The organism is Actinomadura sp. NPDC048021, from assembly GCF_040653135.1.
Lineage (GTDB): Bacteria > Actinomycetota > Actinomycetes > Streptosporangiales > Streptosporangiaceae > Spirillospora > Spirillospora verrucosospora.
Genome location: NZ_JBEZJQ010000001.1, coordinates 236,951 through 262,717, shown reverse-complemented (window position 1 = coordinate 262,717; position 25,767 = coordinate 236,951). Strand labels below are relative to the sequence as shown.

Below are 25,767 nucleotides of genomic sequence, written 5' to 3'. Positions count from 1 at the left end.
ATGTCCGCGGAGCCTGCCGATGTGCTATTGATCGACCGCCGTCCCGACGGGATCGCCGTCCTCACCCTGAACGACCCCGGCCGCCGCAACGCGATGGCGGACGAGCTCACCGCCGCCTGGAAGCGGGCCGTCGAGGACCTGCGCGCCGACGCCGCGCTGCGCTGCGTCGTCGTGACCGGCGCCGGCACCGCGTTCAGCTCCGGCGGCGAGCTGTCCTGGCTGGCCGGAACCGGCGACGTCGCCGTCCCGCCGCTGCGCGACCGGATGCTGGAGTTCTACCGGACGTGGCTCGCGATCCGCGGCCTGGAGGTGCCGACGATCGCCGCCGTCAACGGGCACGCCGTCGGAGCCGGCCTCTGCCTCGCGCTGGCCTGCGACCTGCGGTACGCGGCGCTGGACGCCAAGCTGCTCGCCCCGTTCACCGCCCTCGGCCTGCACCCCGGCATGGCCGCGACCTGGCTGTTCCCCGAGGTCGCCGGGCTGCCGCTGGCCCGCGAGATGCTGCTGGCCGGACGGGTCCTCACCGGCGCCGAGGCCGCCGGGCACGGCCTGGTCAACCAGGCCTTCCCGCGCGAGGACGTGCTGGCGGAGTCCCTCGCCGTCGCCGAGCGGATCGCCGCGCAGGCGCCGATCGCGACCCGGCTCACCAAGGTCGCCCTGGCGAACGGCGGCCACCCCGACATGGAGTCGGCGCTGCGCTGGGAGTCCCTCGCCCAGCCGGTGACGATGGCCTCCCGGGACATGCGCGAGGGCCTCGCGGCGCAGCGGGAGAAGCGCAGCCCGCAATTCTCAGGCGAGTAAAGTGCGCGGGCGCACCGCCGCAACGGTCCGCCGAGATTGGTGGAACCGCTGGAGAACTGTCTAAAACGTAGGGGTTGACCTGCGGTAACGTCAAACACCCCCTGTGGATTCGGCAAAAATTCGAGTACGGTTCTGACCGTGCCCCCTAACGTTGAGGTCCGCCGCAGCCCGAGGCGCAGGCGCACCGTGTCCGCCTACCGTGAGGGCGACAAGGTGGTGGTGATGGTTCCGTCAAGGCTGAGCAAGGCCGAAGAGGAACAGTGGATCGCGACCATCCTGGAACGCCTCGCGGAGCGGGAACGCCGGCGGCGGCCCACCGACGCCGACCTCCAGTCCCGCGCCCGCGAGCTGTCCCGCCGCTACCTGGCCGGCCGCGCCGACCCGGTCAGCGTCCGATGGGTCGCCAACCAGCGCGCCCGCTGGGGATCGTGCACCCCCGACGACGGCACCATCCGGCTGTCCACGCGGCTGCGCGGCATGCCCGGCTGGGTCGTCGACTACGTCCTGGTCCACGAGCTGGCGCACCTGCTCATCCCCGGGCACGGCGCCGACTTCTGGGAGCTGGTCGGCAACTACCCGAAGGCCGACCGCGCCCGCGGCTACCTGGAGGGCGTCGCCGCCGCCGCCCACCTGCCGCTCGAAGCGGACGCCCCCGGCGACGTCGCCGACATCCACCACGGCGACGGCCTGCACCCCGGCGAGGCGTACCCGCACGAGGCCGCCGGGTGACCGACCAGGTCGCCACGGGTCACACGCCCGAAGGGCCGGCGCGCTGCGCCGCCGTGCTCGCGTGGCCGCTCCGCTCCGCCGTGCCCCCCGGCCTCGACCCGGAGGACTACCGGCTCGCGCTCCTCGAGGACACCTACGAGGTCGTCGCCGGACTCGAACTCGTGACGCCCGCGCTCGTCCTGGACCCGCCGGACCAGCCGGACGCCGAGGCCGTCACCTGGCCGGGCACGCCGATCGTCCGGGAGGGCACGCTCGCCGGCGCGTTCGCCGCCCTGCACGCCCTCGGCGCCGAGACCGCCGCGCTGATCGCCCCCGACGCCCCGGACCTGCCGCCGCTGCTGCTCGGCAAGCTCTTCCGCGCCCTCGGCTCCGCCCCGGCCGCCGCCTGCCAGGCCGAAGGCGCCGCCGCCCTCGGCAACGGCCTGGTCGCCCTCGCCGCCCGCCTCCCGCTGCCGGATTGGCTGGCCGGCGCCCTGCGCGAGGTCGACCTCGACACCCCCGACGCCCTCGCCCGGCTCCGGGCCGCCGCGCCGCGCCCCGGCCTCGTGCCCCAGGGCCCCGGCTGGCACCGCCTCCGCACCCCCGACGACCTGCGCTTCCTCGACCCCGGCCTGGAAGGCTGGGAGAACACCCGCGCCCTCCTCGAAGGCCACCCGCTCGGCCGCTGACCGGGGCGTCACGCTCGCGCGGCGATCGCCCGGGCCACCAGCCGCCGGACCGCCGCGTCGGCCGACTCCGGCAGATCGTCCACCGGGAACCAGCGGAGATCGTCCGACTCGTCCGAGATCGCGTGCCGGGCGCCCTCCGGGGCGACCGCGACGTACTGCACGTCCAGATGCCAGGTCCCCCGCGGGTGGCAGGGGACCTCGTGCCGGTCGAGCTGGACGGGCCCCGGGAACAGCCGGAGGCCCGGGATGCCTGACTCCTCCGTCGCCTCGCGGAGCGCCGCACCCGCGAGCGCGACATCGCCCGGCTCGCAGTGCCCGCCGAGCTGGAGCCACGCCTTCACCTTCGAATGCAGCGTCAGCAGCACCCGGGTACCGGACGCGTCGAGCACGGCGGTGCTGGCCGTGATGTGCGCGTCAGCGCACTCGCGCCACAGGCCGTCGGCCGGGTGCCGCTCCAGATGCCGCAGGAACTCCTGCCGCAGCCCGTCCTGGCCGGAATCGGGCGCCCGCCAGGACGAGAGGACGCGCACCGCGTCCCCGTAGAGGACCCCGGCCGTCACGACCGCGGGCCCGGTGAGCGCCTCATGCGCGGCCGACGCGGGGGTAGCGGGAGTTGGCCGGATGGCGGCGGCGGCGTTCCTGGTCGAGCGGGCGCTGCCAGCACAGGCTCGCCCGCGCGACCCGCCTCCGGATCGCGTTCGTGGACGAGCCCGGCTCGTAGCGGCAGCCGTTCACCCGCGACGGGCGCGACCGGCTCATGCGCGCGGCCCCTCGTCGCCGGGCCCCCGTTCGCCGCCGGGCTCCCCCCCGGGCTCCCCGCCGTCCGGCCCCTTCGCGTCGCCGGACTCCTTCTCGTCGGGCTTCTCGTCGGGCTTCTCGTCCTCGTCCAGCCCCCGGGTGAGCTTGGACAGGTCGATGTCGGACAGGCCCTCGATCTCGTCGCGGCCGTGGACGAAGCCCTCCGGGTCGTCGAGGTCGTCGGACGTTGGCAGCAGGTCGGGGTGCTCCCAGACCGCGTCCCGGCCCTCGGCGCCACGGGCCTCGGTCAGCGACCGCCACAGCGCCGCGGCCTCCCGCAGCCGGCGCGGCCGCAGCTCCAGGCCGACCAGCGTCGCGAACGTCCGCTCCGCCGGGCCGCCCGTCGCGCGGCGCCGCCGCACCGCCTCCGCCAGCTTCACCGAGCCGGGCAGCCGGCCCTGCGCGGCCTCGTTCACGACCGTGTCGACCCAGCCCTCGACGAGCGCCAGCGTCGTCTCCAGCCGGGCCAGCGCCGCCTTCTGCCGCGGCGTCTCCTCGGGCTGGAGCTGGATCTCCCCGCCGAGCGCCTCCTGGATGGCCTCCGGGTTGCTCATGTCGAGCCCCTGCACGGCCTGCTCGATGCCCGACAGGTCGACGGTGATGCCGCGCGCGTACTCCTCGACCGCGCCCAGCATGTGCGCGCGCAGCCACGGCACGTGCGTGAACAGCCGCTGGTGCGCGGCCTCGCGCAGCGCCAGGTAGAGCCGGACCTCGTCGGAGGAGACCTCCAGGCCCTCCCCGAACGCCTCGACGCCCGCGGGCAGCAGCGCGCCGACGCCGTCGGGCGCCAGCGGCAGCCCCACGTCGGCGGAGCCGGTCACCTCGCGGGCCAGCCCGCCGAGCGCCTGCCCGGCCTGGCCGCCGACCATCGCCCCGGCCATCTGCTTGACCATCCCGATCAGCGGGCCCGCCATCGCCTGCATCTCGGCGGGGATGTCGCCGCCGCCGAGCGCCCCGCCCATCGACTCGACCATGCGGGCCGCGATCGGGTCGCACACCTTCGCCCACACCGGAAGCGTCTGCTCGATCCACTCCGACCGGCTCCACGCCTGCGGCGTGCGGATCCCGGCGGGCAGCGTCGTCCGCTCATCGAGCCACAGCTCCGCCAGGCGCAGCGCCTCCTCGACCTGGCGCCGCTCGGTGTCCACCACCGACGGGTCGCCCTGCTCCACCACGGTGTGCCGGGCGATGTTCTTGGCCAGGTCCCAGTTGAGGGGGCCGCCGCCCTCGCCGCCCGCACCCTGCGCGCCGATCATGTCCGCGAACCGGTGCAGCATGTCGGCGAACTGGGCCATGTCGCCGCCCATGCCCTTGAACGGATCCTGGGGCCGGTCGTCGTCGTCGCCGTCCCCGGGACGGTTGAAGCCGAACGGAGTGTCACTCATCGGTTTGCCCCTGGGATGCATGATGGGCTCATATCCGCAACGTTAGCCGGTCCCGGCAAGGTCGCGTACTCAAGGAAGGGGGCACCCCCGTGGCAACGGGCAAGGTTCGCCCTCGGCGTAGCAAGGGCCCGGTCGTCGCCGTCACCGGCGCGGCCACCGGCGCGGGGCGGCTGCTGGCCGCCCGGCTCGCCGAACGGGAAGAGATCCGCAAGGTCGTCGCCATCGACGGGCACCGCGGCGACGTGTCCGGCGTCACCTGGCGTGTCGTCGACATCAGGGATCCGCTGCTGCCCGGCCGGCTCTCCGACGTCGACGTGATCGTCAATCTGGACCTCGAACGGTCCCCGGACGCGGACCCGCGCGAGCGCCGGACCCACAACGTCCGCGGCGCCCAGACCGTGGTCACCGCCGCGGCGGCGGCCCGCGTCCGGCGCGTGGTCCTCGTCACGTCCGCGATGGTCTACGGGGCGGGGCCGGACAACGAGGTGCCGCTGAGCGAGGACGCCCCGCTGCTCGCCGAGGCCAGCACCTCCATCGCCGGCGACTACCTGGAGATCGAGGAACTGGCCGCCACGGCGCACCTCACCCACCCGGGGGTCGAGGTCACCGTCGTCCGGCCGGCCGCGCTCGCCGGGCCGGGCGTGGACACCGTCGTCACCCGCCACTTCGAGGCGCCGCGGCTGCTGTCGGTCAAGGGCAGCACGCCCGGCTGGCAGTTCTGCCACATCGACGACCTCGCGTCCGCGCTGGACGTCGTCGTCACCGAGAACGTGCCCGGCCCCCTCGCGGTCGGCTCCGAAGGCTGGCTCGGCCCCGAGGAGGTCGCCGAGATCACCGGCAAGCGCCACTTCGAGCTGCCCGCCGCCCTCACCTTCGGGATGGCGCAGCGCCTGCACCGGCTCGGCATGACCCCGGCGCCCGCCACCGACCTGCACTACGTGGCCTACCCGTGGGTCGTGGACTGCGCGCGGCTGCGCGCCGCCGGCTGGAAACCCCTCCACGACAACGCCGCGGCCCTGCGCGCCGTGATGGAGGAGACCGCCGGACGGCACGCCGTCGTCGGCCGCCGCGTCGGCGGCAAGGAGGCCACCATGGCCACCGCCGCGGGCGCCACCGTCGCCGCGATCGGCGCGGCCGCAGCCATCCGCCGCGCCCGCAGGCGCCGCCGCTGAGCTCCCGCCCGCCCGCCCCGGAGGGCGGGCGGGCGCTGTCAGCTCGCCGGCGGCGTGGCGCTCGGCGAGGCGGACGGCGACGCCGACGGGCTCGGCGACGGGCTCGGGGAGGTCTTCGGCTCCTCCTTGCCCGCGGCCGACAGCGCGGCCTGCGCGTCCTTGATCCGCTTCCAGGCCTCGCCCATGCCCGGGTAGTCGCCCTTCTTCTGGGCGTTCTCGTAGTCGGCCACGGCGGCCTTCAGATCGTCGATCGCCTTCTGCGCCGACGCGCTCAGCTCCTCGCCCGGCGGGGCCTGCGGCCCCGGCTGGGCCGGCGCCCCGGTGCCGCCGAGCACCTGCTTCAACGCCTCGTCGAGCGTGTCGGCCGCGGCGATGCTCTCCCCGTACCGCACCAGGATCTTGCCGCGGATCGGGTAGGGCTGCTGCTCGGAGCCGCCCGCCGCCTTCGTGTACATCGGCTCCACGTACAGCAGGCCGCCGCCGAACGGGATCGTCAGCAGGTTGCCCGCGACGGTCTTCGTCCCGCCCTGCCGCAACGCGAACAGGTCGGCCTTCACCTTCGGATCGGTCTCGAAGGAGTTCTGCACCTGGCCCGGCCCCGCCGGCTGCGCGTTGCGCGGCATCTGCAGGATCTGGATCTGCCCGTAGTCGCGCCCCGGGTTCGACCCCACCGACATGAACGCGGCGAGCTGGGGGTTGCCGCGCGGGTTGAACACCGTGGTCAGCGAGAAGGACTGGGCGTCCTGGCCCGGCATCCGCAGGCTCTGGTAGTACGGGGGCTGCTGCCTGCCCTTGGCGGACGGGTCCTCGGGCACCTCCCAGAAGCCCTCCCCGTTGTAGAACGCCGACGGGTCCGTCACGTGGTACTTCGTGAGGATCTTCCGCTGGACCTTGAACTGGTCCTGCGGGTAGCGGAAGTGCGACTCCAGCTCCGGCGGGATCGACGACCGCGGCTGCACCGTGCCGTCGAACACCTTCATCCACGTCTTGGTGATGGGGTCGTTCTCGTCCCACTGGTACAGGTGGACGGTGCCGTCGTAGGCGTCCACCGTCGCCTTCACCGAGTTGCGCAGGTAGTTGACGTGGTCGTTGGCCTGCCGCGCCACCGCCGACCGCGTGTCGGTGATCGTGTCGCGGGTGGCCTCCCCGAGGCTCATCTCCTCCGAGTACGGGTAGCTGTCGGACGTCGTGTAGCCGTCCACCACCCACAGGATCCGGCCGTTCACCACCGTCGGGTACGGGTCGCCGTCCAGCGTCAGCCACGGCGCCGCCTTCTGCACCATCTGCCGCGGCGACCGGTCGTAGAGGATCTTCGCGTTCTTGTTGATCGCGCCCGACAGCAGCAGGTTCTTGTCCTGGAACTTCGCCGAGTACAGCAGCCGGTGCGCGAACGAGTCGACCGGCACGCCGCCCTGGCCGTCGTAGGTGCTGCTCTGCTGCCCCGACGGGCTGTTGTCCGGGTAGTTCAGCTCCTGCTGGCCGCGCCCGCCGACCACCGAGTACCGCGGCGAGCGCTCCCCGAAGTAGATCTCCGGCTGCGCCACCTTGATCGGCTGGTTCGGGGACGCCGGCATGTCCGGGGTGATGAAGGCCGGCTCGGTCGAGTCGAAACGGTCGCCGTACGCGGAGACGAACCCGTAGCCGTGCGTGTAGACCATGTGGTCCTTCACCCAGCTGCGCTGCCCCACCGGCGCCCCGGAGAGCTCGCGGAGCGCCACCACCGTGTCGACGAGCTTGCCGTCGACCTGGTAGCGGTCCACGTCCAGCGTGTCGGGGAACCGGTAGAACGGCCGGATCCGCTGCAACTGCTGGAACGTCTCGCCCACCACGTTCGGGTCGAGGACGCGCACCCCGCTCTGCCCGAGCTTGGCGGCCTCGTCCTGGAGGGCCTTCTTGTCGGTCACCGGCTGCGACCCGTACGGGACGACCCGCGCCCCGTCCACCCCGTAGGCCTTGCGCGTGAACTCGATGTTGCGCTGGATGTACTGGCGCTCTCTGGCCAGCTCGTCAGGCTTCACCTGGAACTGCTGGATCAGCAGCGGGTACACCCCGCCCAGCAGGATCGCCGACAGCACCAGCAGCGTGAACCCGACGCCCGGCAGCATCATGCCGCGCCGCAGCAGGTTGCCGAAGAACATGGCCGCGCACAGCAGGGCTATCACGGCCAGGATCGTCTTCGCCGGCAGCAGCGCGTTCACGTCCGTGTAGGACGCGCCCGTCGCCACCCCGCGCTCCGAATGCACCAGCCCGTACCGGTCGAACCAGTACGCGACCGCCTTCAGCAGGATGAACAACCCGAACAGCACCGACAGGTGCGCCCGCGCGGGCGGGCTCGCCTTGTCGCCCGGCCCCTGCAGCCGCAGCCCCCCGTACAGGTAGTGCACCATCACCGCGGCCAGGATCGACAAGATCACCGTCGCGAAGACCACCCCGATGACGAGGCGCAGGAACGGGTACGTGAAGACGTAGAACGAGACGTCCTTGTGGAACTGCGGATCCTTCACGCCGAACGGCGTCCGGTTCAGGAACGCCAGCCACACCGGCCACTGGCCCGCCACCGACGACCCCGTCAGCATCCCCAGCACCCCGAGCAGCCCCCACGCGATCAGCCGCCGCCGCGGGTCGATCACCGCCCGGTAGCGCTCCAGGCCCTGCTGCTCCACCGACAGCGGCCGGTACGCCGGGCGCAGCCGGTACGCCACCGCCACGTTCGCGCCCACCACCAGCGCCATCAGCAGCCCCGCCCCGAAGAACAGGACCACCTTCGCCCGCAGCTGCGTCGTGTAGACCGACGAGAAGCCGATCGAGCGGTACCACAGCAGGTCCGTGTACACGGCCGTGAACGTGAGGAACGCCACCAGCAGCGCGGCCAGCGCCACCAGGACCGGCAGCAGCGGCCGCGTCCGTCCGGTACCGAGCCGGCGCCCGAAACCGGGAGTCCGGAAGGTCAAGTGGCCCCTCCGATCGAGATCTCTCCCACCGGCCGCCCGCCGGTGCTGTAGATGCAACTTACCGACTGGGACGGGGGTTCCCGCACTTCCCCGGGCTGAATGGGGGAAAGATGGGCCCGTGAGTCTTCTGGAAGAAGTCGTGCTGGACCTAGAACGTCACTCGGCCCAAGAGGGCTGGGACAGCGCGCCCCGCATCTACGCCCTCGTCCGCAGCTCCGAACTGCGCCGCGCCGAGCCCGAACTCGCCGAGCAGCTCGGCCTGCGGGAAGGCGCCGACACCCTCGCCGCCCTCGAACAGCCCGCCCTGCCCGACCAGGCCGGCGTCGAGGACGCCCTCGCCACCATCGCCTGGCCCGACACCGTCGAAGGCTGCGCCCTCGTCCTCGAACGGATCGTCCTGCCGCCCGAGGTCGAGGAGCAGATCCCCGAGGACGAGGCCCAGGCCGCCGAGTTCGCCGCGTCCCACCCCAAGCGCGAGGACGTACGCATGATCGTCGGCGTGCTGCGCGACGGCGCCCGCCACTCCGCCCTCCGGCTGCGCCGCCACGACGCCGACGACGAGGTCCTCACCGGACCCGACCTCGTCCCCGCCCTCGCCGAAGCCCTCGCCGCCACCCTCGAACCCGACGAGCCCGGCGCACCCGAGTGAACGGCGCCGCCCCGGAGAGGTAGCCTGCGGGACGTGAGCCAAAGCGTTGCCGGCGGAGACGTCATCCGGCTGATCGGCGTGCGCGACACGCCCCTGTCCGTCGACGAGGTGTACGCCGCCGTCGGCGCCTCCGGCGCCGGCGGCACCGCCGTCTTCGCCGGCACCGTCCGCGACACCGACCACGCGCGCGCCGTCACCGCCCTCTCCTACAGCGCCCACCCCACCGCCGAGCGCGAACTCCGCGCCGTCATGGAGAAGGTCGCCGCCGACTTCCCCGTCCTCGGCCTCGCCGCCGTCCACCGCGTCGGCGACCTGCGGGTCGGCGACATCGCCGTCGTCGTCGCCGCGTCCTGCCCCCACCGCGAAGAAGCCTTCGCCGCCTGCCGCCGCCTCATCGACGACCTCAAGGCCACCGTCCCCATCTGGAAGCACCAGACCTTCGCCGACGGAGGCGACGAGTGGGTCGGGGCCTGCTGAGGGCCCGAACCGCATAGAGTTTCCGGCATGTCTCGTCGTGCCGCCACGCTCAGCCTCGCGAGCGTGCTCGTCCTCGTGCTCGCCCTCGTCGGCTCCGTCATGCGCGTCCCCTACGTCGCCCTGATGCCCGGCCCCACGAGCAACACCCTCGGCACGAACGACAAAGGCCAGCCCCTCATCCGGATCGAAGGCCGCCAGACCTACCCCGACCAGGGCCACCTCAACTTCACCACGGTCACCTACCGCGGCGGCCCCGGCGGGCGCATCGACCTGTTCACCGCCCTGCGCGGCTGGTTCGCCGGCGACACCGCCATCGTCCCCGAAGAGACGATCTTCCCGAAGAACGAGTCGCCCAAGCAGGTCGACCAGGAGAACACCCGGGCGATGCAGGACTCCCAGCAGAACGCCGAGGCCGCCGCCCTCCACGAACTCGGCGTCCCCCTCACCACCCGCGTCGTCGTCGACGGCGTCCAGAAGGGGCGCCCCGCCGACGGCGTCCTCAAGCCCGGCGACGAGATCACCACCCTCGACGGCGCCGCCGTCACCAGCGTCTCCCAGGTCACCGGCACCATGGCCAAACGCCCCATCGGCGCCCCCGTCACCCTCACCTACATCCGCGACGGCAAGCAGGCCAAAGCCACCCTCAAAACCGTCGCCGACCCCAGCGGGAAGCGCGCCGTCGTCGGCATCGTCCTCTCCGACCAGTACAAGTTCCCCTTCAAGATCGACATCAGCATCGGCGACATCGGCGGCCCCTCCGCCGGCCTCATGTTCTCCCTCGCCATCGTCGACAAGCTCACCCCCGGCGCCCTCACCCAGGGCAGGTTCGTCGCCGGCACCGGCACCATCACCCCCGACGGCAAGGTCGGCCCCATCGGCGGCATCCAGCAGAAGATGATCGCCGCCCGCCGGGCCGGCGCCACCGTCTTCCTCACCCCCAAGGACAACTGCGCCGACGCCGCCGGCTCCCGCCCCGACGGCCTCCGCCTCGTCCGCGCCGACACCCTCCACGACGCCGTCCAGGCCCTCAACGCCCTCACGAGCGGCAAAGGCGCCGTCCCCGCCTGCACCCGATGAGCGCCCCGTACGAACCACCCCCTCCCATGCCATAGACTTAAGACATCACCGCGGGGTGGAGCAGTTCGGTAGCTCGCTGGGCTCATAACCCAGAGGTCGCAGGTTCAAATCCTGCCCCCGCTACTGGTCTGGGGTCCCCTGGTCGCCGCTTGCGGCTTCCGGGGGACCTTTCGCATTTCGCCCGGGGGACGATCCCCCGGAGCCCCCTGGTGCCTCCGCCATCCCCCACCCGCCCGCCCCTGGGGCTTCGCCCCTAGACCCCCCTCGGGCTTCGCCCATCGATTTCCCCCCGGCTTCGGTCTTCGATTTTCCTCGGGCCTCGGCCTTCGACTCCTCTCGGGTTCGGCTTCCATTTCCCCTCCAGGTTCTGCTCCTCGTCCCCCTTTTCGGGGGTGGTGTGGGGATTGGGGTGGGTGGTTATGATCTGTCCCACTTGCTCTCACCTGCGGCTTTGTGGGGAAGGTGGCGGTTGTGTCGGTCGTTGCTCGGGCTCGGCGGCATTCGGTGGGGGATCTGCTGCATCGGACGGCGCGGCGGGATCCTCGGAAGCTGGCCGTCGTCAGCGGGGAGTTGCGGGTCACCTACGCGGAGTTCGACGCCGCGGTGAACCGGGCCGCGCACGCTCTGGCGGCGCGGGGGCTCCGCAAGGGGGACCGGCTGGCGCTGCTCAGCCACAACTGCTGGCAGTACGCGGTGACGGTGTTCGCCACGGCCAAGCTCGGCGTGGTGCTCGTCCCGGTGAACTTCATGCTGAACGCCGAGGAGATCGCCTATATCCTCGGGCACTCGGGGGCGTCCGGGATCGTCGCGGAGGACGCGCTCGCCGCGACCGCGGAGAAGGCGCTCGCCGCGGCCGGCGTCCAGGACGGGGTGCGCGGGTGGATCCCCCTGTCGGGCGCCGCGCCGGGCGAAGGGTGGGAGGACGTCGACGCCTGGTGGCGCGACGGGCCCGCGACGGCGCCGGACGTCATGGTCGAGGACGACGACCCGCTGCGGATCATGTACACCTCGGGGACCGAGTCGCGGCCCAAGGGCGTGGTGCTGACCAGTCGGTCACTCGTCAGCCAGTACGTGAGCTGCGTGATCGACGGCGAGATGAGCGCCGACGACGTCGAGGCGCACACGCTGCCGATGTACCACTGCGCGCAGCTCGACTGCTTCTTCTCCGTCGACGTCTACCTCGGCGCCACCAGCGTCATCCTGCCGGGGCCCGACCCCGCGGCGCTGCTGGAGACGATCGAGCGGGAGAAGGTCACCAAGCTCTTCTGCCCGCCGACCGTCTGGATCTCGCTGCTGCGCCACCCCGACTTCGAGCGGCGCGACCTGTCCAGCCTGCGGAAGGGCTACTACGGGGCGTCGCCCATGCCCGTCGAGGTGCTCCGGGAGCTGATGCGGCGGCTGCCGGACGTGCGGCTGTGGAACTTCTACGGGCAGACGGAGATGGCGCCGCTCGCCACCATCCTCAAGCCGCACGAGCAGCTCGAACGGGCCGGGAGCGCGGGGCGTGCGGCCGTCAACGTGGAGACCGTCCTCGTCGACGACGCGGGCGAGCCGGTGAGGGCCGGGGAGGTCGGCGAGATCGTCCACCGCAGCCCCCACGCCGCGCTCGGGTACTACCGCGACGAGGAGAAGACCGCCGAGGCGTTCCGGGGCGGATGGTTCCACTCCGGCGACCTCGGGATCATGACCGAGGACGGCTACCTGACCGTCGTCGACCGCAAGAAGGACATGATCAAGACCGGGGGCGAGAACGTCGCCAGCCGGGAGGTCGAGGAGGCCGTCTACGAGCTGGACGGGGTGGCCGAGGTCGCCGTCTTCGGGATCAGCCACCCGCACTGGATCGAGGCCGTCACGGCGGTGGTGGTGCCGAAGCCGGGCGCCGCTCTGACCGTGGACGACGTCCATGCCCATGCTCGTGAGCGTCTCGCCTCCTACAAGCGCCCCAAGTACGTCGTGCTCGCGGACGCCCTGCCCAAGAACCCCAGCGGCAAGATCCTCAAGCGGGATCTGCGGGAACGGCACGCGGGGCTCGCGCAGGACTGAGCCCTCACCCTCACGCCAGGTGGGGGGCCAGTGTCAGGGCCAGGTGGAGGGTCAGGCGGTCTTGGCCGTCGGCGAGGGTCAGGGACGTCAGTTCCTCTATGCGGCGCAGGCGGTGGTAGAGGGTCTGGCGGTGGATGTTCAGGGTCTTCGCCGTTTCCTGGACGTTGCCCGCAAGGTCCAGGTAGGTGCGGGCCGTCGCGGCGAGATCCTTGTGCTGCAGGAGGCGTTCGGTTCCCGGCGTCTGGGTCGTCTGGGCCAGCGCCTCGTCGCCTGCGGTGCGGAGCAGGCGCAGCACGCCCAGGGACGTCCAGTCGCGGGTTTCGCCGGGGGCCGCGGTGCGGGCGGCCACGCGGGCCCTGAGCCAGCCCTCGTGGACGTCGTCCAAGGTGGGGCAGGGCGAGTGCACACCCGTCTGGACCGGGGCGTTGCGCTCTTCCAGAAGGCGGCGTGCGCGGGCGAGGGCCGCCGGGGCGTTGCCCGCGGGGAGGAGCAGAACGTGGTCGCGCTGCCACACCGTCGCCAGGACGGAGTGGGGGAGCAGCCACGGGTTCAGGGGCTCGGGGCTCGGGGTGCGCAGCACCGCCACCGTGAGGGGCGTGTCGACCGCCCCGGCGTCGGTGAGGTCGTCGGCCGCCTGGGTCCGGACGTCGGGATGCGTGGACAGCAGGTCGGCGACCTTCCAGCCGAGGTCGTCGCGCTCGCGGGCCTGGCGGGCCATGAGGAGGCCGGCGCGCTCGCACAGGGGCATGGCCCTGGCCGCCTGGGGGTCGGTGATGCGCTGCCGGTCGTCCAGCAGCCAGAGGTAGCCGTAGGTGACGTTGTTCCAGCGGACGGGCAGGCACAGGCGGGCGAGCTGGCCCAGCGCGGCGTCGGCCGGGATGCGGACCGGGCCCGTGGCGCGGGCGATGCCGTGGCGCTCGAAGCGGGCGCGGACCGCCCCGGTGGCGCGGCGGTGCAGGATCGAGTCCATCCGGACGGGGTCGATCGTGTCGCCGTGCGCGGCGTAGGCGACCAGATGGAAGTCGCGGTCCTCCAGGGTCGCGGGCGCGCCCAGGAGGTCGGCGGCCTGTTCCACGATTTCCTGGAGGTCGAGTGCCATCGCGCTTCCTTCGTACATCTGTATGAGGACTGGCCACCCTGAAAGTGGCGTTTGACTATAGGGGCTGCGCGGCGGTGCTCCTAACGTGCGAGGTGTTCCTTGACGTTGGAGGGTTCCATGCTCAGCCCGCTTCTTCTCGCCGCCGCGCGCAGCGGACGGATGCGCGATGTCATCACCTCCGTGCCGCTGACCAGGGGAGTCGTCGACCGGTTCGTCGCCGGGGACGATCTCGACGCCGCGCTCGAGGCCGTGCGGGAACTGCGGGACGGCGGGCTGGAGGTCACCCTCGACCACCTGGGGGAGGACACCCGCGAGCCCGCCCAGGCGCGGGCCACCCGGGACGCCTACCTGCGCCTGTTCGAGGCGTTCGACGAGCACGGGCTCGCCGGGGGCTCCGACGCCTCGGTGAAGCTGTCCGCGCTCGGGCAGGCGCTGCCCGGCGACCTCGCGCTCGACCACGCGCGGGAGATCTGCTCCGCGGCGGAGCGGGTCGGCATGACCGTCACCCTCGACATGGAGGACCACACGACCGTGGACTCCACGCTGGAGATCCTCGGGAAGCTGCGGGTCGACTTCCCGTGGGCCGGGGTCGCCGTCCAGGCGATGCTGCGGCGCACCGAGGGCGACCTGCGGGACCTCGTGGGCGAGGGGTCGCGCGTGCGGCTGGTCAAGGGCGCCTACGCCGAGCCCGCCTCGGTCGCGTTCCAGAGCAGGCACGAGGTGGACCGGGCGTACGTGCGGGCGCTGCGGCGGCTCATGCGGGGCGACGGGTACCCGATGGTCGCCAGCCACGACCCGCGCATCATCGAGATCGCGCTCACCCTGGCCGCCGAGCGGTCGCCCTCCTCCTACGAGTTCCAGATGCTCTACGGCATCCGGGCCGCCGAGCAGCGGCGGCTCGCCGAGGCCCACCGGATGCGCGTCTACGTCCCCTACGGGGCCGACTGGTACGGCTACTTCATGCGGCGGCTCGCCGAGCGTCCCGCCAACCTCGCCTTCTTCCTCCGTTCGTTCGTCTCCCGCTAAGGAGTTTCCATGGACGCCGTCACCAACGTTCCGACGCCGGTGAACGAGCCGGTACGCGGCTATGCCCCCGGCAGCGCCGAGCGGGCCCGGCTGGAGGCGAAGCTCGCCGAGCTGACCGCCGAGACCCCGATCGACCTGCCGATGACGATCGGGGGCGAGCGGCGCCTCGGCGCGGGCGCCAAGGTCGCCGTCGTCCAGCCGCACCGGCACGCGTCGGTGCTCGGCACCTTCGGCACCGCCACCGAGCAGGACGCGCGGGACGCGATAGACGCGGCGCTCGCGGCCGCGCCCGCGTGGCGGTCGATGGCCTTCGACGACCGCGCCGCGATCTTCCTGCGGGCCGCCGACCTGCTCGCCGGGCCGTGGCGGGAGACGCTGCTGGCCGCGACCATGCTCGGGCAGTCCAAGACCGTCCAGCAGGCGGAGATCGACAGCCCCTGCGAGCTCGTCGACTTCTGGCGCTTCAACGTGCACTTCGCCCGGCGGATCCTCGCCGAGCAGCCGATCAGCAGCCCCGGCGTGTGGAACCGGTCCGACCACCGGCCGCTGGAGGGGTTCGTCTACGCGATCACCCCGTTCAACTTCACCGCGATCGCCGCGAACCTGCCGACCGCGCCCGCCCTGATGGGCAACGTCGTGGTGTGGAAGCCGTCCCCCACGCAGACGTACTCCGCCGTGCTGCTCATGAGGCTGCTGGAGGAGGCCGGGCTCCCGCCGGGCGTGATCAACCTCGTGACCGGCGACGGGCTCGCGGTGTCGGACGTCGCGCTCCAGCACCGCGACCTCGCCGGGATCCACTTCACCGGCTCCACCGCGACGTTCCAGCACCTGTGGAAGACCGTCGGCGCCAACATCGAGAAGTACCGCGGCTACCCGCGGGTCGTGGGGGAGACGGGCGGCAAGGACTTCGTGGTCGCGCACCCGTCCGCCGACCGGGCCGTCCTGAAGACGGCGCTCGTCCGCGGCGCCTTCGAGTACCAGGGCCAGAAGTGCTCCGCCGCGTCCCGCGCCTACATCCCGCGTTCCATCTGGGAGGACGGCTTCAAGGAGGAGCTGGCCGCCGAGGTCGACGGGCTCACCATGGGCGACGTCGCCGACCTGTCCAACTTCATGGGCGCCGTCATCGACGAGCGGGCCTTCGCCAAGAACAAGGCCGCCATCGAGCGCGCCCAGGGCGACCCGGACGTCGAGATCGTGGCCGGCGGGACCTGCGACGACTCCGTCGGGTACTTCGTCCGGCCCACCGTGCTCGTGTCCGGCGACCCGGAGAACGAGATCTTCCGGACCGAGTACTTCGGGCCGGTCCTCGGCGTCCACGTGTACGAGGACGACGCCTACGACGCGATGCTCGCCCAGATGGAGTCGGTCGCCGACTACGCCCTGACCGGCGCCGTCATCGCCACCGACCGGGCCGCGGCGGCGCACACCGCCGAGGTGCTCCGCTACGCCGCCGGCAACTTCTACATCAACGACAAGCCCACCGGCGCCGTCGTCGGGCAGCAGCCGTTCGGCGGCGCCCGGGCCTCCGGCACCAACGACAAGGCCGGCTCGGTGTTCAACCTGCTGCGCTGGACGTCCCCCCGCTCGATCAAGGAGACGTTCGTCCCGCCGACCGACTACCGGTACCCGCACATGGGGTAGGCGGTTCCCCTGGTCCTGGCGGGCCCGCACCCCGGGGGGTGCGGGCCCGCCCGCGTCACGGGGGGCAGGAACCCCTCACCCGTCACAGCTAGTGTCCGATCATTACTTTGAGTAATCTCTGCGGCGTGGGGAACCGTGCGACCAGGGCAGGCCGACCGCGTACGCGGGCGATGCGCGCGTGGGTGCTGGCGGCGATCCCCTTGGTGCTGCTGCTGCACGGGGTGAGCCACTCCAGCGGACATCGCGGCAGCGCCGCGTACATCGCCGACGCCGACCGCTCGGCCGCCGCCGTGTCCTGCGCGACGTCGCCCGCCCATGGCGCGGACGCCCTCCTCCAGCCGTCCTTCGAGCACTGCGAGGCCGGCCACGGCTCCTACTTCGGAGGCGCCGCGCACTTCCCGCCGAGCCGGACCGCCCCCACGGTGACCGCCGTGGCCCGGCGCCCCGTGGCCGGCACCGGCAGGCCACCGGCGGCCGGGGGTCCGGCGGCGCCGCCCCGCAACCGATCGCAGATCCTGCGCTGCTAGAACCGGACGCCCACGCGGATAGGCGCGCGGTCGAGCGCGTGCGAGCTCCGCGTGCCCGCACCCGGCCCCGTCTGGTTCGTCATCGGAACCGAAGGATCTGCTCCCCATGCAACCCCTGATCGACCATGCCCGCCTCGCCCCGCAGCGCCAGGGCGGCCACCGGACCGGCGGCGCGCCGGCCCCGGCGCCCCGCGCGATGTTCATCGCCTGCTCCGACGCCCGGCTCGTGCCGACCGAGCTGACCGGCGCCCGGCCGGGCGAACTGTTCGAACTCCGCACCGCCGGCAACGTCATCCCGCCGCACCGGATCGGCCGGCTCACCGCCGAGGCCGCGACGGTGGAGTACGCCGTCAACGTGCTGCGCGTCACCGACCTGATCCTCTGCGGCCACACCCAGTGCGGCGCCGTCCAGGCGCGGACCCGGTCGCAGGCCCCGCGGACGGCGCCGACGATGTGGCTGTGGCTGCTCCAGACCCACCACTGGCGCCGCCTGCACACCCCCGACGCGGATCCCGGGCACCAGCATCTGCTCGCCCAGGCCGACAAGCTGCGCCGCTACCCGGCGGTGACCAAGAGCCTGCGCGCCAGACGCCTGCGCATGCACCTCTGGTACTACGACGTCGACACCGCGACCGTCTCAGCCTGCCAGGAGAACGGAGCCTTCGCCCCTCTCTGACGGCGGCCGCCCTTCACGACGTCCGCGGCGGCCCCGCGGCGCCCGTCGCCGGAAGCGAGACCCAGCCGCGGGTGAAGGGCGACTGGATGCGCACCGCGTTCTCCAGGTCCACCCCGATGTGGGGGTGGGCCTGGAGAAGCTCCTCCAGCGCGACACGGGCCTGAAGCTTCGCCAGATGCGACCCGATGCAGAAGTGGACGCCGCTGGAGAAACCCAGATGGCGCGGAATCTCACGGGTGACGTCGAGCTCGCCGGCCGACGGGCCGAACTCGCGCTCGTCCCGGTTCGCCGACCCGAACAGCATCATCACCTTCTCGCCCTCCGGGATCCGCGTCCCGTGCAGCGTGACCGGGCGCGTGGTCGTCCGGGCCAGCGCCTGCACGGAGCTCTCCAGGCGCAGGAACTCCATCAGCGCGTTCGGTATCAGCGACGGGTCGGCCGCCAGGCGCTCGCGCTGCCCGTGGGCGCCGTCCAGCAGCGCCACGCCGTGCGAGATCAGGTTCCCGGTCGTGTCGTTGCCGCCCGCCACCATGACGAAGCAGAACCCGAGGACGTCCCAGTCGGTGAGGCGCTCCCCGTCCACCTCCGCGGCCGCCAGCGCGCTGACCAGGTCGTCGGACGGATCGGCGCGGCGCGCGGCGATCACGTCGCTGAAGTAGCCGAACATCTCCGCCACCGCGTTCACCGCCCCCTCCCGCGCCGAGTGCGGGCCGAACCCCTCGTCCTGCAGGGTCGTGAGGGCGGACACCCACGGATCGAACCTCGCGCGGTCGGCCTCCGGGACGCCGAGCAGGTGCGCCAGCGCGAACGTCGGCAGCGGCGAGGAGAAGTCCCGGTGCAGGTCGGGCGCCTCGCCGTCGGCCGCCCTGCGCTCCATCACCGCGATCCGGGACCGGACGAATTCCCGGAGCAGGCCTTCGAGCGCGGCCGTCCGGCGCGGCGTGAACCCGTGGCTGATCAGGCGCCGCAGCACCGTGTGCCGCGGCGGATCCAGCATCACGATCGTCGGGGCCAGGCCCAGCGTGCCGATCTCGTCCGGGTGGAACGTCAGACCCTGCGCCGACGAGAACGCCTCCGCGTCCCGCGTCGCCGCCCAGACGTCCTCGAACCGCGACAGCGCCCAGAACGGCGGCTCCCCGTGGCGGTGCACCGGCTCCTCGTCGCGGAGCCGCCGGTAGGCCGGATAGGGATCGGCCTGGAAGCCGGGATCGAAGGGATCGTAGACGTCCGCCATGCCCGCCTCCGGTTATAACAGGCGTCGTTATTAACGCCCCCTGTTAGTATCACCGGCGTGCCGAAAGACGCAAGAGCCACCCGCGACGCCCTCATCCGCGCCGGCGCCCACCTCTTCGCCGCCCACGGCATCGACGCCACCCGCACCCGCGACATCGTCGCCCTCGCCGGACAGGCCAACGACTCCGCCGTCACCTACCACTTCGGCTCCCGCGACGGCCTCCTCCACGCCATCCTCCGCGCCGGCATCACCCGCATGGAACCCGCCCGCGCCGCCACCCTCCCCACCCTCCACCCCGACGACCCCCACACCATCGTCGACGCCATCGTCCGCCCCACCGCCGACGAACTCCGCACCCCCCACGGCCGCGACTTCCTCCGCATCACCGCCCAACTCGCCGGACGCGCCGGAATCCGCGACCACCAACCCCCACCCCTCCTCCACGACACCGCCCTCCAACAACAACTCCACCTCCTCGAAACCGCCTGCCGCGCCACCCTCCCCGAACCCATCGCCCTCGAACGCATCTCCCTCTTCATCGCCTTCCTCACCGCCGCCCTAGCCGACCGCGCCACCCGCACACACCACCCCCCCACACCCCCACCCGCCCCCGCACACGACACCTTCACCACCGACCTCACCGCCATGCTCACCGCCGCCCTCCAAGCCCCCCACCCCAACCCGTTTGCCTAACCACCCCCCACCCCATACAGTTAAGGCATCACCGCGGGGTGGAGCAGTTCGGTAGCTCGCTGGGCTCATAACCCAGAGGTCGCAGGTTCAAATCCTGCCCCCGCTACTGGTCTGGGGTCCCCTGGTCGCCGCTTGCGGCTTCCCGGGGACCCTTCGCATTTCGCCCGGGGGACGATCCCCCGGAGCCCCCTGTTCCTCCGCCTCCCCCACCCGCCCGCCCCTGGGGCTTCGCCCCTAGACCCCCCTCGGGCTTCGCCCTTCGATTTCCCCCGGGCTTCGGTCTTCGATTTCCCCCGGGCTTCGGTCTTCGATCTCCCCCGGGCCTCGGCCTTCGACCCCTCTCGGGCTTCGCCCTTCCTCGGGCCTCGCCCATCGATCTCCGTCGGGCTCCGGTCTTCGCCCTCCCTCGGCTTCGCCCATCGACCTCCCTCGGGGTTCGCTCATCGGCCTCCCTTGGGCCTCGGCCTTCCATCTCCCTCGGGGGCGGCCCTCGTTCCCCTCCGCTTTGCCCCGGTCAGGGTTCGGGGGTGGCGGTGGTGCGGCCTTGCTGGAGTTCGGCGTTCAGGGTCTGCTCGCCTAGGGCGGCTTGCAGGGCCTTCATGGTGCGGTCCACGTCGGTGCCGGCGGCTGCGGGTCTTGGGGCGCCCGTCGCCTCCCTCGCTGCGGTGGCCGCGCCCAGCAGACGCGCGGCCCGGTGGTGTTCGCCCGCCAGGGTGTGGGCGGCCGCCAGCCCTTCCAGCGCCAGCGCCGCCGCCCGCGGGTCGCCGGTGCGGCGCGCTACGGCCAGGGCCTCCAGGTGCGCCTCGCGGGCGGCTCCGGCGTCGCCGCGCTGCTCGGCCACGAAGCCCAGTTCCGACAGGGTGAGCGCTACACCGGGGTCGAACCCGACGCGCCGCTGCCAGTCGAGCGCGTCGCGCAAGAGCTTCTCCGCCACGTCCAGCCGACCCTGCCGCCGCGCCCCCATCGCCAGGCCCAGTTCGGCGAACACCTCTCCGGGGCGGTTGCTCTGCTCGGTCGCCAGCCGCATGGCCTTCTCGTGGAGCCGCTCCGCCCCGGCCAGGTCGCCCGTCATCATCGCGATCCTGCCCAGCCCGGACAGCAGGTACGAGACCTGCGTCCAGATCCCTAGGTCCTCGGCCAGCCGCAGCCCCTCGCGGAGCAGACGGGCGGCGCCCTGGAGGTCACCGCGGATCTCGGCGAGCCTGCCTCGCAGATCGGCGGCCCTCAACCGGCCCCAGCGGTCGCCGAGCTCGTCGAAGAGCGCCGCGCCCTGTTCGGTGTGGCGCGCGCAGGCGGCCAGATCCCCGCGGATCAGCGCGTAGTGGGCCAGCGTGGTCAGCGCGGCCGCCGTGCCCCAGCGGTCCCCGGCCTCGCCGAAGGCGGCAAGGGCCCGCCGCGCCAGCCCTTCGCCGGTGGCCGAGTCCGCGCCGCCCAGCAGGATCTCGGCGAGGAACCACTCCGCTCGGGCCCGGCCGTCCGGGGCGTCCAGGCGGTCGTAAGGTTCCAGGGCCGCCTCGACCTGCCGCGTCCGGTCGATGCCGTGGCGGCCGAGCATCTCCATGCCCGTCCGCCACGCGCCGGCCGCGGCCCGTGAGGAGGACGGCGCCGTGCCGTCGTGCCTGAGCGCCAGATCCAGCAGGCGGCGCCCCTCGCTGAGCCGCCCGCGCAGAAACCAGTACCAGGCCATCGCGTTGACCAGGCGCAGCGCGAGATCCGGGCGCTCGTGCCGCACGGTGCTCTCGATGGCGGCGCGCAGATTGGCGTGTTCCAGGTCCAGGTGCTGGAGCCAACGCCGCTGGTCGGGGCCGCGGAGTCGCTCCGCCGCCCGCTCCGCGAACCCGACGTGGTACCCGTCGCGCCGGGCTCGGGCCTGCTCGGACTCCCCGGCCTCCCGCAGGCGCTCGGCGCAGTAGGCGGCGACGGACTCCAGCAGCCGGTAGCGGTGGCCGCGCACGCCGTCGGAGACCACGACCATGGAGCGGTCGACCAGGCGGGACAGCAGCTCCGCGACGTCCTCGCCCGCGACCCCGTCCCCGGCGCAGACCGCCTCGGCCGCCTCCAGCGAGCAGCCGTCGGCATGCACCGACAACCGCCGCAGGACGGCGCGCTCCGGCCCGGTCAGCAGGTCCCAGCTCCAGTCGATCGCCGCGCGCAGCGTCCGCTGCCGCCGCGGGACGTCCCGCCGGCCGGCCGACAGCAGCCGGAACCGGTCGTCCAACCGGGCCGCCAGCTCGTCCGCGCCGAGCGCGCGGACCCGCGTGGCCGCCAGTTCCAGCGCCAGCGGGATGCCGTCGAGACGGCGGCAGATCGCCGCGACGGCGCGGGCGTTGCCGGCGGTGAGAGCGAAACCGGGAGACGCGGCGGCGGCACGCGCGACGAACAGCCGGACGGCGCTGGACCGGCGCAGGGCCGACGGGCCCGCCTCCTCCGCCTCGCCGGGCGGCTCCAGCGGCGGCACCGACCAGATCGCCTCACCGCCGACCCCCAGCGGTTCCCGGCTCGTCGTGAGGATCCGCACCTGCGGCGCCGCCGCCAGCAGCCGGTGCGCCAGATCCGCCGCGGGCTCGATCAGGTGCTCGCAGTTGTCGAGCACCAGGAGCAGCCGCCTGCCGCGCAGCGCACAGGCGACCCGGTCGGCGGCAGGGACGGCTCCTCCACCGGCGTCATCGCGGACGCCGAGCGTGGCGGCGACCGCGTCCGCCAGCGCGTCCGGCCGGTCGTGACCGCCGAGACCGACCGACCACACCCCGTCGGGAAACGCGTCGAGAGCCCCGGCGGCGATCTCCAGGGCCAGCCGGGTCTTGCCGACCCCTCCCGGCCCCGTGAGCGTGACGAGACGGAACCGCTCCAGCAGCGCCCGCACCTCGCGGACCGCCTCCTCGCGGCCGATCAGCTCGCCGGGCGGCGCGGGCAGGTTGGTCCGGGGACGTCCGGGCGCCAGGTCCGGGTCCCGGGTGAGGATCGCCTGCCGGAGATCCGCCAGCTCGGGGCTCGGATCCAGACCCAGATCCTCGCGCAGCCGGTCGCGCAGCTCCCCGAAGCTGTCCAGGGCCTCGTGCTGCCTTCCGGCCCCGTACAGAGCGCGCATCAGGGCGGCGTGCAGCCGTTCCCTGAGGGGGTGGCGGGCCACCAGGTCGCGCAGCTCGCCCACCAGCGCGCTGTGCTCGCCCAGGGCGAGCCGGGCCTCGACGAGATCCTCCACGGCCGCCAGCCGCTGCTCCTCCAGGCGAAGGATCGCGGCCCGCGCGAACGGCTCGTCGCCGAAGGGGGCGTAGGCGGGGCCCCTCCACAGGGCCGACGCTTCGGTGAGCAGCGCGGCCCTGGCCCGAGGGTCGGCGGTCTCCCGCGCCCGGGCGACGAGCGCGGCGAACCGGCCCGCGTCCACCGCCTCGGAATCGACCCGCAGCAGATACCCCGGCGCCTGGTACACCACCAGATCCCTGCCGCCCGGCTCGGCGTCCTCCAGCGCCCGGCGCAACTGGGACACCTTGACCTGCAGGGCCCCCGCCGGGTCCGCCGGACGCGCCGGCCCCCACAGATCGTCGATCAGCCGGTCCGCCGACACCGGCCGCCCGTCCTGGACGAGCAGATCGGCCAGCAGCGCCCGGACCTTCAGCCCCCGGACCGCGACCTGGGTGCCGTCGGCCGTCCAGACCGCCAGCGGTCCGAGCACCCCGAAACGCATGATCCCCACGATAACGCCCTGACCGGGGCCTACGGCGGCGCCCGGGAGACGGTAGGCGGAGGGAAAGCGGGCGGTAAGCGGCCCGCCGCATAGTCGGGCGACGGCACCAGAACCTCTACCGAAGAAGGTCCATCATGCGTTCCGCGCCCAGGCCGGGATTGAGCCTGGCCCTGCTGGCGTTCTCCAGCCTCATCACCTCGCTCGACTTCACCATCGTGTACGTGGCGCTGCCCGACCTCGTCCGCGACGTCGGCTTCTCCGAGGGCTCGGCCCAGTGGGTGATCAGCGCCTACGCCGTGTTCTTCGGCGGCTTCCTGCTGCTCGGCGGCCGCTCGGGCGACCTGCTGGGACGCCGCCGCATGTTCGTCCTCGGCATGGTCGCGTTCGGCGGCGCGTCCCTGCTCGGCGGCCTCGCCACCTCCCCGGGCACGCTCGTCGCCGCCCGCGCGATCCAGGGGGTCGGCGCCGCGATCGTGTTCCCCGCCACCCTCGCGCAGGTCAACACCATGTTCGCGGAGGGACGCGAACGGCTCAGGGCGCTCGGGGTGTGGGCCATGGCCGGCGCCGGAGGGCTCAGCGCCGGGGCGCTCCTCGGCGGCGTCCTCACCCACGCGTTCGGCTGGGAGGCCGTGTTCCTCGTGAACGTGCCGCTGGTGGCCGCCGCGGCCGCCGCCGCGTTCCGGCTGCTGCCGGCGGACGGACCGGTCGACCGCGGCCGCGGGTACGACCTGCCCGGCGTGGTCACCGGCACCGCGGGCGCCACCCTCCTCGTGTACACGATCGCCGAGGTCCCCGACACGGGCTGGACCTCCGCGGAGTTCGCCGTCGGGGCCCTGCTCGCACTCGGCCTGCTGGCCGCCTTCCTCGCCGTCGAGGCGCGCAGCCGCAGCCCGCTGATGCCGCTGCGCCTCCTGCGCGACCGCGACCTGGCCCCCGCCCTTGTGATCATCTTCGTGTTCGGGGCGACCATGCAGAACGTCGTGTACTTCCTCACCCTGTACTTCCAGGACGTGCTGGGCTACACGGCCCTGCGGGCGGGACTGGCGTTCCTCGGCCTGTCCGCGGTGATCGCCCTGGGGAACTTCGCCGCCGGACGGCTGATGCTGCGCATCGGCATCCGCGGCACCCTCATCACCGCGCTCCTGCTCGGGGCAGGGGGCAGCGCCCTCCTGGCGGCCGGAATGATGGCCGACGGCTCGTACCTCACCGTCCTGGCCGGGATCGCCGTGTACGGGATGGGCATGGGCACGATCTACCCCACCCAGTTCGCCGCCGCGGCCACCGGTGTGGACGCGCGGGAGCAGGGCATCGCGGGCGGCATGGCCAACACCGCCATGCAGATCGGGGTGGGCGTCGGACTGGCCGTGCTCGTCGGCGTCGCGGCATCCGGCAGCGGCGCCGCCGCCGGCCTGCGCGCCGCCGTAGCCGTGTCGGCCGTCCTGACCCTGGTGGGTGTCATCGCGGCCCTCGCCCTTCCCGGTCGCCCCGCCGGCGGGTCCAGCGGTGAGGTCTCCGGGAGTGCGGCGGCATCACCGGCCCCAAAGGTCGGCACGACCTGATGTGGGGAGCGTTCTACTCGGGTCTTGGTGTTCGCACGATCGCATCCGGATTCATCGGCCACTCCGCCGTGGTGAGGCTCAGGCGGTCGTTGTAGGGGAAACGGTCGTCCTCGTCGCGGGGGAGGGCGGTGCGGACGAAGCAGCGGTGCAGCAGCAGCTCACGGCGCTCGTCCAGCGGGGCCTCATCCTCCAGGCGGCCGGCCGGACGGTGCGGAGGGTCCTCGCCGATGTCGATCGCGCCGTCCCAGTTGAGGTGCAGGCCGGCCTCGTCGGCGTAGAAACGGGGGAAGCTCGTCCGCCACTGCGATTGGGAACCCCAGCCGTGTGACAGGTCGCCGGCCGGGCGCGAGGCGCGGCGGAAGGTGAAGTACAGCGTCGAGGTCGTGGCGACCGCGGCGTCGATCAGATGCCGCGGCGCCCGCACCCGCACGCCGGCGCGGCAGAACAGCAGGTCACCGAACCAGAAACCGGGCCACAGCACCTCCTCCACGGTGACCCGCGTCGCGCCCGGATCCTGCACCACGGCGGAGATCTCGTGGTGGAACGGGGAGAACGCCTCCGCGTGCTCGAACGGGGTCAGCCCGATCTCGGTGAAGAAGCGCGTGTGGGCGGCGCCGCCCTGCTCGATCAGGTAGTCGCTGACCCGGCTCAGCGCGTACAGCTTCATCATCCGCCACAGGTGCTCGTCGTCCCCGGTGAAGCCGCCCGGCGGGATGCGCTCACGCCTGCGCAGGGGCGCCAGCCCGGCCAGGTGGGCGGCCGCCGTCCGCCGCCGGCCCGCCAGGAACCGGCGGGGCTCGCCGTCGTGGTCCAGCAGATCCTCGTAGAGGCGGCGGAAGCAGGCCCGGTCGAGGTCCATCGCGCGATGATGGCGCGG

Annotated in this window: 22 protein-coding genes and 2 tRNA genes; 16 read left to right on the top strand and 8 right to left on the bottom strand. The window is 73.1% G+C overall.

The window, feature by feature from the left end:
* The 3 genes from AB0C87_RS01230 to AB0C87_RS01220 all read left to right on the top strand — a co-directional run bounded on the left by AB0C87_RS01230 (position 1) and on the right by AB0C87_RS01220 (position 2,198).
* Positions 1–801 carry an enoyl-CoA hydratase-related protein gene (locus AB0C87_RS01230; RefSeq protein ID WP_345184448.1) on the top strand — a complete coding sequence of 267 codons (801 nt, stop codon included), beginning with the start codon at positions 1–3 and terminating at the stop codon, positions 799–801.
* A 186-nt stretch (positions 802–987) separates the two neighbouring features.
* Positions 988–1,530: a M48 family metallopeptidase gene (locus tag AB0C87_RS01225; RefSeq protein ID WP_345184542.1), complete on the top strand. Its 543-nt coding sequence runs from the start codon at positions 988–990 to the stop codon at positions 1,528–1,530.
* Positions 1,527–2,198: a hypothetical protein gene (locus AB0C87_RS01220; RefSeq protein ID WP_345184446.1), complete on the top strand. Its 672-nt coding sequence runs from the start codon at positions 1,527–1,529 to the stop codon at positions 2,196–2,198. The genes AB0C87_RS01225 and AB0C87_RS01220 overlap by 4 nt, the downstream gene beginning before the upstream one ends.
* Before the next feature lie 8 nt (positions 2,199–2,206).
* Here AB0C87_RS01220 and AB0C87_RS01215 read toward each other — a convergent pair whose 3' ends face one another.
* From AB0C87_RS01215 to AB0C87_RS01205, 3 genes are read right to left on the bottom strand one after another with little or no spacing between them, the layout of a single operon-like run.
* Positions 2,207–2,758, bottom strand: a complete 552-nt coding sequence (locus AB0C87_RS01215; RefSeq protein ID WP_345184445.1) for an NUDIX hydrolase — start codon at positions 2,756–2,758, stop codon at positions 2,207–2,209.
* Positions 2,759–2,780: 22 nt separating this feature from the next.
* The gene (locus AB0C87_RS01210) at positions 2,781–2,957 is read right to left on the bottom strand and encodes a hypothetical protein (protein ID WP_345184443.1); all 177 of its coding nucleotides are present in this window, start codon (positions 2,955–2,957) and stop codon (positions 2,781–2,783) included.
* Positions 2,954–4,381, bottom strand: a complete 1,428-nt coding sequence (locus tag AB0C87_RS01205; RefSeq protein ID WP_353831763.1) for a zinc-dependent metalloprotease — start codon at positions 4,379–4,381, stop codon at positions 2,954–2,956. Before AB0C87_RS01205 ends, AB0C87_RS01210 begins: the two co-directional genes overlap by 4 nt.
* An 89-nt stretch (positions 4,382–4,470) precedes the next feature.
* Between AB0C87_RS01205 and AB0C87_RS01200 the strand changes: the two genes are divergently transcribed.
* The gene (locus tag AB0C87_RS01200) at positions 4,471–5,553 is read left to right on the top strand and encodes an NAD-dependent epimerase/dehydratase family protein (protein ID WP_353831764.1); all 1,083 of its coding nucleotides are present in this window, start codon (positions 4,471–4,473) and stop codon (positions 5,551–5,553) included.
* Between the two features lie 38 nt (positions 5,554–5,591).
* Here the strand turns inward: AB0C87_RS01200 and AB0C87_RS01195 are convergent, their stop codons facing one another.
* Positions 5,592–8,504 carry a UPF0182 family protein gene (locus AB0C87_RS01195; protein WP_360575937.1) on the bottom strand — a complete coding sequence of 971 codons (2,913 nt, stop codon included), beginning with the start codon at positions 8,502–8,504 and terminating at the stop codon, positions 5,592–5,594.
* Positions 8,505–8,622: 118 nt separating this feature from the next.
* On the opposite strand from AB0C87_RS01195, the gene AB0C87_RS01190 reads away from it, so the two are divergent.
* The 5 genes from AB0C87_RS01190 (at position 8,623) to AB0C87_RS01170 (ending at position 12,750) form a co-directional block, all read left to right on the top strand.
* On the top strand, positions 8,623–9,153 hold the full coding sequence (locus AB0C87_RS01190) for a PPA1309 family protein (protein WP_345184433.1): 531 nt from the start codon (positions 8,623–8,625) through the stop codon (positions 9,151–9,153).
* A gap of 33 nt (positions 9,154–9,186) precedes the next feature.
* Positions 9,187–9,630 carry a molybdenum cofactor biosynthesis protein MoaE gene (locus AB0C87_RS01185; RefSeq protein WP_345184431.1) on the top strand — a complete coding sequence of 148 codons (444 nt, stop codon included), beginning with the start codon at positions 9,187–9,189 and terminating at the stop codon, positions 9,628–9,630.
* Positions 9,631–9,657: 27 nt separating this feature from the next.
* Positions 9,658–10,707, top strand: a complete 1,050-nt coding sequence (locus AB0C87_RS01180) for a PDZ domain-containing protein (RefSeq protein WP_345184429.1) — start codon at positions 9,658–9,660, stop codon at positions 10,705–10,707.
* A 49-nt stretch (positions 10,708–10,756) separates the two neighbouring features.
* Positions 10,757–10,830: transfer RNA gene (locus tag AB0C87_RS01175), tRNA-Met, on the top strand.
* 330 nt (positions 10,831–11,160) lie between these two features.
* Positions 11,161–12,750, top strand: a complete 1,590-nt coding sequence (locus AB0C87_RS01170) for an acyl-CoA synthetase (protein WP_345184426.1) — start codon at positions 11,161–11,163, stop codon at positions 12,748–12,750.
* A 10-nt stretch (positions 12,751–12,760) separates the two neighbouring features.
* Here the strand turns inward: AB0C87_RS01170 and AB0C87_RS01165 are convergent, their stop codons facing one another.
* On the bottom strand, positions 12,761–13,849 hold the full coding sequence (locus tag AB0C87_RS01165) for a helix-turn-helix domain-containing protein (protein ID WP_345184424.1): 1,089 nt from the start codon (positions 13,847–13,849) through the stop codon (positions 12,761–12,763).
* Between the two features lie 117 nt (positions 13,850–13,966).
* Here AB0C87_RS01165 and AB0C87_RS01160 point away from each other — a divergent pair, with 117 nt between their 5' ends.
* From AB0C87_RS01160 to AB0C87_RS01145, 4 genes are all read left to right on the top strand, one after another.
* Positions 13,967–14,875, top strand: a complete 909-nt coding sequence (locus AB0C87_RS01160) for a proline dehydrogenase family protein (RefSeq protein WP_345184422.1) — start codon at positions 13,967–13,969, stop codon at positions 14,873–14,875.
* A gap of 9 nt (positions 14,876–14,884) precedes the next feature.
* Positions 14,885–16,516: an L-glutamate gamma-semialdehyde dehydrogenase gene (pruA, locus tag AB0C87_RS01155; RefSeq protein ID WP_360575935.1), complete on the top strand. Its 1,632-nt coding sequence runs from the start codon at positions 14,885–14,887 to the stop codon at positions 16,514–16,516.
* A gap of 125 nt (positions 16,517–16,641) precedes the next feature.
* Complete coding sequence (locus AB0C87_RS01150; RefSeq protein ID WP_345184418.1) at positions 16,642–17,043, top strand: hypothetical protein; 402 nt, start codon at positions 16,642–16,644, stop codon at positions 17,041–17,043.
* A gap of 106 nt (positions 17,044–17,149) precedes the next feature.
* Positions 17,150–17,719, top strand: a complete 570-nt coding sequence (locus tag AB0C87_RS01145) for a carbonic anhydrase (protein ID WP_345184416.1) — start codon at positions 17,150–17,152, stop codon at positions 17,717–17,719.
* Positions 17,720–17,732: 13 nt separating this feature from the next.
* Here the strand turns inward: AB0C87_RS01145 and AB0C87_RS01140 are convergent, their stop codons facing one another.
* Positions 17,733–18,953: a cytochrome P450 gene (locus tag AB0C87_RS01140; RefSeq protein ID WP_360575932.1), complete on the bottom strand. Its 1,221-nt coding sequence runs from the start codon at positions 18,951–18,953 to the stop codon at positions 17,733–17,735.
* A 57-nt stretch (positions 18,954–19,010) separates the two neighbouring features.
* Here AB0C87_RS01140 and AB0C87_RS01135 point away from each other — a divergent pair, with 57 nt between their 5' ends.
* Positions 19,011–19,646 (top strand): helix-turn-helix domain-containing protein, encoded by a 636-nt coding sequence (locus AB0C87_RS01135; protein ID WP_360575930.1) that lies wholly within the window; start codon positions 19,011–19,013, stop codon positions 19,644–19,646.
* Between the two features lie 32 nt (positions 19,647–19,678).
* Positions 19,679–19,752, top strand: a tRNA-Met gene (locus tag AB0C87_RS01130).
* 408 nt (positions 19,753–20,160) lie between these two features.
* Here the strand turns inward: AB0C87_RS01130 and AB0C87_RS01125 are convergent.
* Entirely contained in the window at positions 20,161–23,331 is a 3,171-nt protein-coding gene (locus AB0C87_RS01125; RefSeq protein ID WP_360575928.1) for a BTAD domain-containing putative transcriptional regulator, read from the bottom strand.
* 134 nt (positions 23,332–23,465) lie between these two features.
* Here AB0C87_RS01125 and AB0C87_RS01120 point away from each other — a divergent pair, with 134 nt between their 5' ends.
* Positions 23,466–24,890, top strand: coding sequence for an MFS transporter (locus AB0C87_RS01120; RefSeq protein ID WP_360575926.1), 1,425 nt, complete (start codon positions 23,466–23,468; stop codon positions 24,888–24,890).
* Between the two features lie 13 nt (positions 24,891–24,903).
* On the opposite strand, the gene AB0C87_RS01115 is transcribed toward AB0C87_RS01120, so the two are convergent.
* On the bottom strand, positions 24,904–25,749 hold the full coding sequence (locus tag AB0C87_RS01115; protein ID WP_360575924.1) for a hypothetical protein: 846 nt from the start codon (positions 25,747–25,749) through the stop codon (positions 24,904–24,906).
* Between the last annotated feature and the right edge of the window lie 18 nt (positions 25,750–25,767).